Here is a 10,553-nt window from a genome sequence, read left to right on the forward strand (position 1 = left end):
TGGCCCTTCATGACCCGCCAATCCATGTGCGCAGACAAAACACGCAGTCGAAAAAAAGGGCCCCCGCGTGGGGAGCCCATGTACCGCTCTATATAAGCAAGCAGTGGATCAGCTGAAAACGATCTCGTCACCTTCGACCCGGCCCGTGATGCTGGTGCCCGGCATGAACTCGCCAGACAGAATCAAGCCAGCCAATGGGTTCTCGATCCAGCGCTGAATCGCCCGTTTGAGCGGCCGCGCGCCGTACACCGGGTCGTAGCCCACTGCAATCAGCTTATCCATGGCTTCTGGCGACAGCTCCAGTGCCAGATCACGCTCAGCCAGGCGTTTACGCAAACGACCCAGCTGGATCTCAGCGATACCGGCAATTTGATCGCGCGCCAGCGGCTCGAACACCACCACCTCGTCGATACGGTTCACGAACTCAGGGCGGAAGTGCGAGCTGACGGCATCCATCACGGCCGCGCGCTGCGCTTCACGATCGCCCTGAAGCTCCTGGATACGGGCCGACCCCAGGTTGGAAGTCATGACGATCACCGTGTTACGGAAGTCAACTGTCCGACCGTGGCTGTCTGTCAGACGCCCATCTTCCAGCACTTGCAGCAACACGTTGAAGACATCCGGATGGGCCTTCTCGACCTCATCGAGCAGGATCACCGAGTATGGCTTGCGGCGTACTGCTTCAGTCAGGTAACCACCCTCTTCATAGCCAACATAGCCTGGAGGCGCGCCGATCAGCCGCGCCACGGAATGCTTCTCCATGAACTCGGACATGTCGATCCGCACCATCGCCTCTTCAGTATCGAACAGGAACTCCGCCAGCGCCTTGCACAGCTCCGTCTTACCGACGCCGGTCGGGCCGAGGAACATGAACGAGCCGCTTGGGCGATTGGGGTCGGACAACCCGGCACGCGAGCGCCGCACGGCATTCGCCACGGCCACCACCGCTTCGTTCTGGCCGATCACGCGTTGATGCAACAGGCTTTCCATCTTCATCAGCTTGTCGCGCTCGCCTTCGAGCATCTTCGACACAGGAATACCGGTCCATTTGGACACAACCTCGGCGATTTCCTCTTCGGTCACCTTGTTGCGCAATAACTGGTTTTCCGGCTTGCCGTGCTGATCGACCATCTGCAGGCTGCGCTCAAGGTCCGGGATGATCCCGTACTGCAATTCAGCCATGCGATTGAGGTCGCCACGACGACGCGCCGCTTCCAACTCCTGACGCGATTGCTCGATCTTCTCCTGAATCTGCGCCGAGCCCTTGACCTCGGCTTTTTCCGAAGTCCAGATCTCTTCCAGATCCGAGTACTCGCGCTCCAGACGGATAATTTCTTCCTGAAGCTTCTCTAGCCGTTTGATCGCCGCTTCGTCGTCTTCTTTCTTAAGTGCCTGAGCTTCAACCTTCAGTTGAATCAGACGGCGCTCCAGACGGTCCAGCACTTCCGGCTTGGAGTCGATTTCCATACGAATACGGCTAGCCGCTTCGTCGATCAAGTCGATTGCCTTGTCCGGCAACTGACGATCAGGAATGTAACGATGGCTCAGCTTGGCCGCGGCAATGATTGCACCGTCGGTGATCGCCACCTTGTGGTGAACCTCATAACGTTCTTTCAGGCCGCGCAGGATGGCGATGGTGTCTTCTTCGCTCGGTTCTTCCACCAGCACTTTCTGAAAACGCCGCTCAAGGGCCGCGTCCTTCTCTATATATTGGCGGTATTCGTTGAGCGTGGTTGCACCGACGCAATGCAGCTCACCACGCGCCAATGCAGGCTTGAGCATGTTGCCAGCGTCCATCGAGCCTTCGGCCTTACCGGCGCCGACCATGGTGTGCAGCTCGTCAATGAACAGGATGATCTGGCCTTCCTGCTTCGATAACTCATTGAGCAGCCCCTTGAGGCGCTCTTCGAACTCGCCGCGAAACTTCGCGCCCGCGATCAGCGCGCCCATATCCAGGGACAACAGACGCTTACCCTTCAGACCATCCGGCACTTCACCGTTGATGATGCGCTGGGCCAAGCCTTCGACAATCGCGGTTTTACCGACGCCGGGTTCACCAATCAACACCGGGTTATTTTTGGTCCGGCGTTGCAGGACCTGAATGGTGCGGCGAATTTCGTCATCACGGCCGATCACCGGATCCAACTTGCCTTCTTCGGCGCGCTTGGTCAGATCGACGGTGTACTTGTCCAACGCCTGACGCGACTCTTCGACGTTCGGGTCATTGACCGAGTCGCCGCCACGCAGGTTGCTGATGGCGTTTTCCAATGCCTTTTTGCTCACGCCCTGGCCCAGCAGCAACTTGCCAAGCTTGCTGCTCTCCCCCATTGCAGCGAGCAGCACCAGTTCGCTGGAGATGAACTGATCGCCCTTTTGTTGCGCCAGGCGATCAGCCTGGTTGAGCAGACGCGCCAAATCCTGCGACATGTTCACGTCGCCAGTCGGATTTTGAATTTTGGGTAATTGGTCGAGCTCTTTGCCCAACTCTTTGCGCAGGCTGTTGACGTCAAAGCCCACTTGCAACAGCAGCGGCTTGATCGAGCCACCTTGCTGTTCAAGCAGTGCCTGCATCAAGTGCGCAGGTTCGATAGCGGGATGGTCGAGCCCAACCGCCAAGGACTGGGCATCGGATAAAGCCAACTGCAATTTGCTAGTTAATCTATCTATACGCATTGGTCACCTTCCTATTGGGCAGGCCGGAGCAATCAACACACCTATTACAAAAACCTGCCAGATGGTTCCTTAAATGCGGGCAATTGCACAGGATTCAAGCAGTGATTGCTTGACGTAGGTCAACGTTAGCGGATACGCGGAGCTTGAGGGAAAAATGTGAGCCGGTTGTAGGAAATCGTTACCGGGCTTCGATCCAAACCAGCGAGGCAAAACGCCCCGTGCGCGCGCTGCGCCGGTAGGAGTAGAAACGCTCGTCGTTGTAGGTCGACAACCCGCCGCCGTATGCCGCCGTCACGCCATAAGCAGCCAGACGCAAGCGCGCCAACTGATAGATGTCAGCCATGAATCGACCGTCGTTGGCACTGGGCACAAAGGCTTCGCTGGTTTCGGAGTGGGTGCTTATAAAGGCCTCCCGTACTTCCGGGCCGACCTCGAACGCCTCTGGGCCGATTGCCGGACCGAGCCAAACCATAATCTCGGATGGCTTGTCGGAAAAACTGTCCGTGGTGGCTTCCAGCACACCCGCCGCCAGACCGCGCCAGCCTGCATGAGCCGCCGCAACCTGAGTACCCGACCGATTACAGAACAGTACCGGCAAACAATCTGCGGTCATGATGGTGCAAGCGGCGCCTGGGGTGGTGGTCCAACTGGCGTCGGCGCTCATCACCTGAGCTGGGGTCGCCTCCACGACATTAATGCCGTGTACCTGACGCAGCCAGGCGGGTTGAATGTTGAGCCTTGAAGTCAGTGCCAGGCGATTGCTGGCCACCGCTTGAGGATCGTCATCGACGTGATCGCCCAAATTGAAGCCATCGAAGGGCGCCCCACTTTCGCCACCTGCTCGGGTGGTGACGCATGACTTGATACCCACTGGCGCAGGCCAGTCGGGTATCAGCCAGTCTGCCACCCGTTGAGTCATCCGACAAACGCCTCTCGATCTTGCTTGAGCAGCGACAGCAGCCAGACAAAATCGTCTGGCAGAGGGGATTCCCAGCTCATGCGCTTACCGGTCGTCGGATGATCCAGCTCCAGAAAGCGAGCGTGAAGCGCCTGCCGTGGAAAATGCTTCAAGGATTCGACCATCGTGACACTGGCCGCTGGCGGAATACGGAAGCGACCGCCGTAGGCCGGATCGCCAACCAGCGGAAAGTTAATGTGCGACATGTGGACGCGAATCTGGTGCGTACGCCCGGTTTCCAGCTTGACCCGCACGTGCGTGTGGGAGCGGAAACGCTCAAGCACGCGGTAGTGGCTGACCGCCGGCTTGCCACCTTCCATCACCGCCATACGCTGACGCTGCTGGCCGTGGCGACCAATCGGCGCGTTGATCTTGCCGCCTGCGGTCACGACACCAATGACAATGCACTCGTAAATACGGCTAACGCTGCGGTTCTGCAACTGAGTGACCAGTTGGGTCTGCGCCTGGATGGTCTTGGCCACCACCATCAAACCGGTGGTGTCTTTGTCCAGGCGATGCACAATACCGGCACGCGGGACATTGACGATGTCCGGCACATGGTGCAGCAATGCGTTCAGCAAGGTGCCATCAGCGTGCCCCGCTGCCGGATGTACAACCAGACCGGCGGGTTTGTTGATGACCAGGATCTGGTCGTCTTCGTAGACGATATCCAGCTTGATGTCCTGGGCGATCCACTCACCCTGGGCTTCCTGTTCGGCGACCAGCGCCAGCACAGCACCGCCATGCACGATGTCACGCGGGCGCAAAACCTCTCCGTCCACAGTCAGGCGGCCGTCTTTGATCCAGGCGGAAAGGCGCGAGCGTGAGTGCTCAGCGAAGAGTTGGGCGGCGACCTGGTCGAGGCGTTGACCGCCCATTTCGGACGGCACCTCTGCGCGAAGTTCTATGATCTCAGACATGCTCAAACTAGGAGGTGGCACTGGCCTTTGGTTTCGGCTGTGCGCTTGTGGTTAAATACGGCGTCTTTTGTCCCGGGGGTTCCACGGGGCGCCCATCATAACAGGACGGTCCTGCGCAAGACAGCAGACCGTTATAGGGACGCAAGCCGCCATGCAAGTGAAACACCTGCTGCTGATCGCCATCCTCGTACTCACTGCTGCCTGTTCGTCGAAGAAAGAAATCGTCGACGAAAACCTCAGCGAGGTCGAGCTGTACCAGCAGGCGCAGGCCGACCTGGACAACAACAGCTACAACAGCGCCACTGAAAAACTCAAGGCGCTGGAATCACGCTATCCGTTCGGTCGTTACGCCGATCAGGCTCAACTGGAGCTGATCTACGCCAACTACAAAAATAGTGAGCCTGAAGCCGCGAAGTCCGCAGCCGAGCGTTTTATCCGCTTGCACCCGCAGCATCCGAACGTCGACTACGCCTATTACCTGAAAGGCCTGACCTCGTTTGACCAGGACGTCGGCCTGCTCGCGCGCTTCCTGCCGCTCGACCAGACCAAACGCGACCCAGGCGCTGCGCGTGACTCGTATAACGAGTTCGCCCAACTGACCAGCCGCTACCCCAACAGCCGCTACGCACCTGATGCCAAGCAGCGCATGATCTACCTGCGCAACCTGTTGGCGGCCTACGAAATCCACGTAGCCGACTACTACCTGACCCGTCAGGCCTACGTCGCAGCCGCCAACCGTGGCCGCTACGTTGTAGAGAACTTCCAGGAAACCCCAGCGGTGGGCGACGGCCTGGCGGTGATGGTCGAATCCTATCAGCGCCTGCATCTGGACGATCTGGCCGATACCAGCCTTGAAGTCTTGAAAGCCAACTATCCAGATCACCCACAACTGGTCGATGGCAAGTTTGAGCCAAGAACCGCCGAGGCAGACAACCGTTCGTGGCTGTCCAAAGCGACACTGGGCCTGATCGAAAGCCGTCCGCCACTGCCACCGGGCGAAACCCGCGCCAACCAGGACGTGCTCAAGCAATACCAGGACGCCAAAGATGCCATTCCCGCTGACCTGCTGCCGGAAAATCAGGCAGAGCTCGACGAGCAAGAGCACGTATCAGAAGGCAACAATGACCGCTCCTGGTTCAGCTACATGACTTTCGGTGTGTTTGATTGATTAGAAGCCGACTGAAAAAAGCCGACTGATCCAAGTCGACCGTCGCAGTCACAGAACAAAAGAGGTCCTTTCGGGACCTCTTTTTTTATACGCGAACACTTTATAAACACCTGCATCACTGTCCCGCTGACAGCGCCTTGGCTACACTGCGAAATCTTCACTCACTAAGCTGGTAGACATGATTCGCTTGATTATGTGGATCGCCTTGATTATGGCGGCCATCTGGTTCTTCAAACGCCTCACCCGAGGTCCCGCTACACGCCCTAAAGCACAACCGCCGGAAATCGCCGCGGCGCCGATGGTTCGTTGCGCGCAATGCGGCGTGCATTTGCCGCAGGATCGCGCCCTGAGTTCGGGTCAGCAATGGTATTGCAGCGAGCAGCACAGGCTTCAGGGCCCCGCGACACGTGACCGCTGAAGCTCTTTCTCTCGCGGCCCCACAGGCCCGGCGTATTCTTCGGCTGTATCACCTTTATCGGCTGACCATTGGCGTGATGCTGGTGCTGCTGATCTCCAGCAGCCTGGATGCGCAATTGCTGGAACTGGCCAACATCGACCTGTTCCGCATCGGCAGTTGGCTGTACCTGGTACTTAACATTCTGATTGTGGTGCTGCTGGAACGCCCCCGTAACCAAGGGCAACTGTTTATCCTGGCAATGAGTGACGCGATCATGCTGTCCGCGCTGTTCTATGCGGGCGGCGGCGCACCCAGTGGCATTGGCAACCTGATCATTGCCTCAGTGGCGATCAGCAACGTACTGCTGCGCAAGCGCACCGGTTTACTGATTGCAGCCATTTCGGCAATTGGCATCATTTATCTAACGTTTTACATCAGCTACCACAAACCTGCGGCGGCCAACCATTACGTTCAGGCCGGGTCTTTGGGTGCGCTGTGTTTTGCTGCTGCATTGCTCGTCCAGGCTTTGGTTCGACGGCTACAGGTCAGCGAAAACATCGCCGAGCAGCGCGCAGCAGACGTGAACAATCTCGAAGAGCTCAACGCGCTGATCCTGCAACGCATGCGCACCGGCATCCTGGTGCTGGACGCCAAACATAAGGTGCTGCTCGCCAATCAGAGCGCATTGACCCTATTGGGACACGAACACCTGCTGGGCGAAACCATCGATGATTACTCGCCGCAACTGGTGGAGCGTCTTCGTCAGTGGCAGATCAATCCGACGCTGGCGCCACGCAGTATCTCTACCTCGGCGGCTGGGCCGGTGCTGCGCGCCGGGTTTATCGCGCTGACCAGCGGCAATCACCGGCATACCTTGATCTTCCTTGAGGACTTGTCGCAAATCTCACAACAAGCGCAGCAACTCAAGCTGGCCGCGCTGGGCAGATTGACGGCGGGCATCGCGCATGAAATACGCAATCCGCTGGGCGCCATCAGCCATGCAGCGCAACTGCTGGCAGAGTCTGAAGAGCTGGACGATGCCGACCGACGTCTCAGTCAAATCATTCAAGATCAGTCGCGACGGATGAATCTGGTGATCGAAAACGTCCTGCAACTGTCACGCCGACGTCAAACCGAACCTCAGTTGCTCGATCTCAAACAATGGCTTGAACAGTTCGTCGCCAACATGCGCAGCTCTCTGGCGACAAACCAGCAAGTCCATCTTGATGCCGAGCCAGGCACACTCACCACACGGATGGACGCCGAACAACTGCTGCAGGTCATGACTAACCTGGTACAGAATGGTCTACGCTACAGCGCGAAAAAACATGTAGTTGCACAAGTGTGGCTAAATCTTTTCCGCAACCCTATGAGCGAACTGCCAACCCTGGAAGTGCTGGATGACGGCCCCGGCGTTGCCCAGCAACACCTGACCAAAATTTTCGAACCGTTCTTCACCACTGAAAACAAAGGCACGGGCCTGGGTCTTTACCTCTCGCGCGAGCTGTGCGAAAGCAATCAGGCCAATCTGGATTACTCACCACGCGAAGGTGGCGGCAGTTGCATGCGCATCACCTTCGCCCACCCGTTCAAATTGAGTTGAACATGAGCCAACGGCAAAAGGTCCTGATCGTCGATGATGAGCCTGATATTCGCGAATTACTGGAGATCACTCTGGGGCGGATGAGGCTCGACACGCGCAGCGCACATAACGTCAAGCAAGCCCATGAGTGGCTGGCACGCGAGCCGTTCGACCTGTGCCTCACCGACATGCGCCTGCCCGATGGCAACGGACTGGAACTGGTGCAGCATATCCAGCAGTGGCACGCCCAGGTGCCGGTGGCCATGATCACAGCACATGGCAGCGTCGATACCGCCATCCACGCCCTCAAAGCCGGGGCATTCGACTTCCTGACCAAGCCCGTCGACCTCAGTCGTTTACGCGAGTTGGTGAGCAGCGCCTTGCGCTTGCAACTCCCCTCCCCAAACGAAGGCCGACTCGCTAAACGACTGCTGGGCGACTCCCCGCCCATGCAAACGCTGCGCAGGCAGATCAGCAAATTGGCGCGTAGCCAGGCACCCATTTACATCAGCGGTGAGTCCGGCAGTGGCAAAGAGCTGGTTGCTCGTTTGATCCACGAGCAAGGACCGCGCGTCGGCCAACCCTTTGTCCCGGTCAATTGCGGGGCGATTGCGTCAGAGCTGATGGAAAACGAGTTCTTTGGCCACCGCAAAGGCAGCTTCACCGGGGCGCACGAAGACAAACCCGGCCTGTTTCAGGCGGCCAATGGCGGGACATTGTTTCTCGATGAAGTCGCGGACCTGCCACTGGCGATGCAGGTGAAATTGCTGCGCGCAATACAGGAAAAATCCATCCGCCCCGTAGGCGGCCAGCACGAATTAGTGGTGGATGTGCGCGTACTTTGCGCAACCCACAAGGACCTAAGCGTCGAAGTGACGGCTGGCCGGTTCCGCCAAGACCTGTATTACCGGCTCAATGTCATCGAACTGCGCGTGCCATCGTTACGCGAGCGTCGGGAAGACATCGATGACCTCGCCAACAACGTGCTAAAACGCTTGGCGGCTGACAGCGGTCAGCCCCCCGCCCGTCTACAGCCACAAGCCCTCATTGCACTGAAGAGCTACCGCTTCCCAGGCAACGTTCGCGAACTGGAAAACATGCTTGAGCGCGCCTACACCCTGTGCGAAAACGGCCAGATCAACGCCGAAGACCTGCGCCTGGCCGAGCCCACCAACACCCGCGAGCAGGACAGCCCAAGCCTGGCTGACATCGATAATCTGGAAGACTACCTGGAAAGCATCGAACGTAAGTTGATCCTGCAAGCGCTCGAAGAAACTCGCTGGAACAGAACCGCTGCGGCGCAGCGGCTTAACCTGTCGTTTCGATCGATGCGCTATCGATTGAAGAAGCTGGGGCTGGATTGAGATAAGTGCGGTAATCGGCCCCGCAGTGGGTCCGATCAGTCCCGGATTGGACGTCGAGGACTCTGCGCTGGTTATATTGTGTTTGAGAGCGTAACGCCTGGCGTCAGTTACCGACCATCCGCCCGTCAGGCGCATAGGGTGCCGGATCAATAATCGGCACCTGGCCCACCAACAAGTCGGTCAACAACCGGCACGACGCAGGCGCGAGCACCAGCCCGTTTCGATAATGCCCGCAGTTAAGCCACAGACCGTCGAACCCAGGGACCGGACCAATGAACGGAATACCCTCTGGCGAGCCTGGCCGTAATCCCGCCCAATGCCCCACCACTTGAGCATCCGCCAGCGCCGGAATGAGTTCGACAGCAGAGGCTTTCAGGCTTTGCAGTGCGCTGCCGGTCGGTGTCTTGTCGAAACCTTCATGCTCCAGCGTGCTACCGATGAGGATATGACCGTCACGACGTGGGATTGCATAACGGCCTTTGGCGAGGATCATGCTCGGTAAAAAGTCCGACGCACACTTGTACAGAATCATCTGCCCCTTGACCGGCTCGACTGGCAGATGCATGCCGAGCGACGTCAGTAACTCACCACTCCAGGCGCCCGCCGCCAGCACCACTTGATCGCCGAGGATGTCGCCTGTTGCCGTGCTGACGCCGAAGATCCTGTCGCCTTCGCGTAAAAACCCGGTCACGGCGAGCTGCTCATGAATCGTCACATTGGGCAGCGCCAGCAACGCGGCTTTCAATGATTTCACCAACCTCGGATTACGCACATTGGCAACGTCCGCCATGTGAATCGCCCGACCAAAACCGCCTCCCATCACCGGAACGGCGTCATACACCGTCGAGATATCCACGGCGCTCAGTGGCCGGTTGTGTTCAACGGCCCACGCCAGCGCCTCGTTTTGGTCCTCAAGATCCAGCCAGTACAACCCGGTTTTATGCACTTCGGGGTCGACGCCCGTCGTCGCAAACAAGCGCTGCGCCAGTTGTGGATAAAAATCCTGAGACCAATGCGCAAGCGCCGTGACGGCCGGGCTGTAGCGCCATGGATAAAGCGGCGAAACAATCCCGCCGCCCGCCCACGAAGACTCCTGGCCGACGCCTGAGCGATCAAGTAATACGACACTGTCGACCTTCGACGCGAGGTTGAAGGCCGTCAGCAGGCCAATCACACCACCACCCACGATAACTACCTGTTGCTTGGACATACTGGACCTGATTTAAAAACGGGAATTGAACGAGAAAAGGCGCATTGTTCTGCGGATACCCAAATGGACGGTGCTCAAAAAGCGGCGTTATGCCACTGGTCCTGTGAATAACCCCGGACATCCACTACATAGCGACTTGGAACCTGAGTAGTATCACCATATTTCAAACGAAAAATGGAATTTCCTCGATGGATTTCAGCTCTGGCCTTACGCGGGCGGACACGCGTCGCAGCTGGCAAAGTCCTCATGAGGGCACAAGCCGCGGGTTTACGTTGATCGAG

At 58.2% G+C, this 10,553-nt stretch carries 8 protein-coding genes; 4 read left to right on the plus strand and 4 right to left on the minus strand.

The window, feature by feature from the left end:
• Nucleotides 1–108: 108 nt before the first annotated feature.
• The 3 genes from clpB to rluD all read right to left on the minus strand — a co-directional run bounded on the left by clpB (nucleotide 109) and on the right by rluD (nucleotide 4,551).
• Nucleotides 109–2,673 (minus strand): ATP-dependent chaperone ClpB, encoded by a 2,565-nt coding sequence (gene clpB / locus VGC62_RS08555; RefSeq protein WP_331186641.1) that lies wholly within the window; start codon nucleotides 2,671–2,673, stop codon nucleotides 109–111.
• A gap of 178 nt (nucleotides 2,674–2,851) precedes the next feature.
• On the minus strand, nucleotides 2,852–3,592 hold the full coding sequence (gene pgeF / locus VGC62_RS08560) for a peptidoglycan editing factor PgeF (RefSeq protein WP_414705769.1): 741 nt from the start codon (nucleotides 3,590–3,592) through the stop codon (nucleotides 2,852–2,854).
• Nucleotides 3,589–4,551, minus strand: a complete 963-nt coding sequence (gene rluD, locus VGC62_RS08565) for a 23S rRNA pseudouridine(1911/1915/1917) synthase RluD (protein ID WP_331186642.1) — start codon at nucleotides 4,549–4,551, stop codon at nucleotides 3,589–3,591. The genes pgeF and rluD overlap by 4 nt, the downstream gene beginning before the upstream one ends.
• 151 nt (nucleotides 4,552–4,702) lie before the next feature.
• Here rluD and VGC62_RS08570 point away from each other — a divergent pair, with 151 nt between their 5' ends.
• From VGC62_RS08570 to VGC62_RS08585, 4 genes are all read left to right on the plus strand, one after another.
• Entirely contained in the window at nucleotides 4,703–5,719 is a 1,017-nt protein-coding gene (locus VGC62_RS08570; RefSeq protein WP_331186643.1) for an outer membrane protein assembly factor BamD, read from the plus strand.
• Nucleotides 5,720–5,897: 178 nt separating this feature from the next.
• Complete coding sequence (locus tag VGC62_RS08575) at nucleotides 5,898–6,137, plus strand: PP0621 family protein (RefSeq protein WP_331186644.1); 240 nt, start codon at nucleotides 5,898–5,900, stop codon at nucleotides 6,135–6,137.
• Entirely contained in the window at nucleotides 6,127–7,719 is a 1,593-nt protein-coding gene (locus VGC62_RS08580; RefSeq protein ID WP_331186645.1) for a sensor histidine kinase, read from the plus strand. Before VGC62_RS08575 ends, VGC62_RS08580 begins: the two co-directional genes overlap by 11 nt.
• A gap of 2 nt (nucleotides 7,720–7,721) precedes the next feature.
• Complete coding sequence (locus tag VGC62_RS08585; RefSeq protein WP_331186646.1) at nucleotides 7,722–9,062, plus strand: sigma-54 dependent transcriptional regulator; 1,341 nt, start codon at nucleotides 7,722–7,724, stop codon at nucleotides 9,060–9,062.
• 103 nt (nucleotides 9,063–9,165) lie between these two features.
• Here VGC62_RS08585 and thiO read toward each other — a convergent pair whose 3' ends face one another.
• Nucleotides 9,166–10,272, minus strand: a complete 1,107-nt coding sequence (thiO, locus tag VGC62_RS08590; RefSeq protein WP_331186647.1) for a glycine oxidase ThiO — start codon at nucleotides 10,270–10,272, stop codon at nucleotides 9,166–9,168.
• Nucleotides 10,273–10,553: the final 281 nt, after the last annotated feature.

The organism is Pseudomonas sp., assembly GCF_036404235.1.
Lineage (GTDB): Bacteria > Pseudomonadota > Gammaproteobacteria > Pseudomonadales > Pseudomonadaceae > Aquipseudomonas.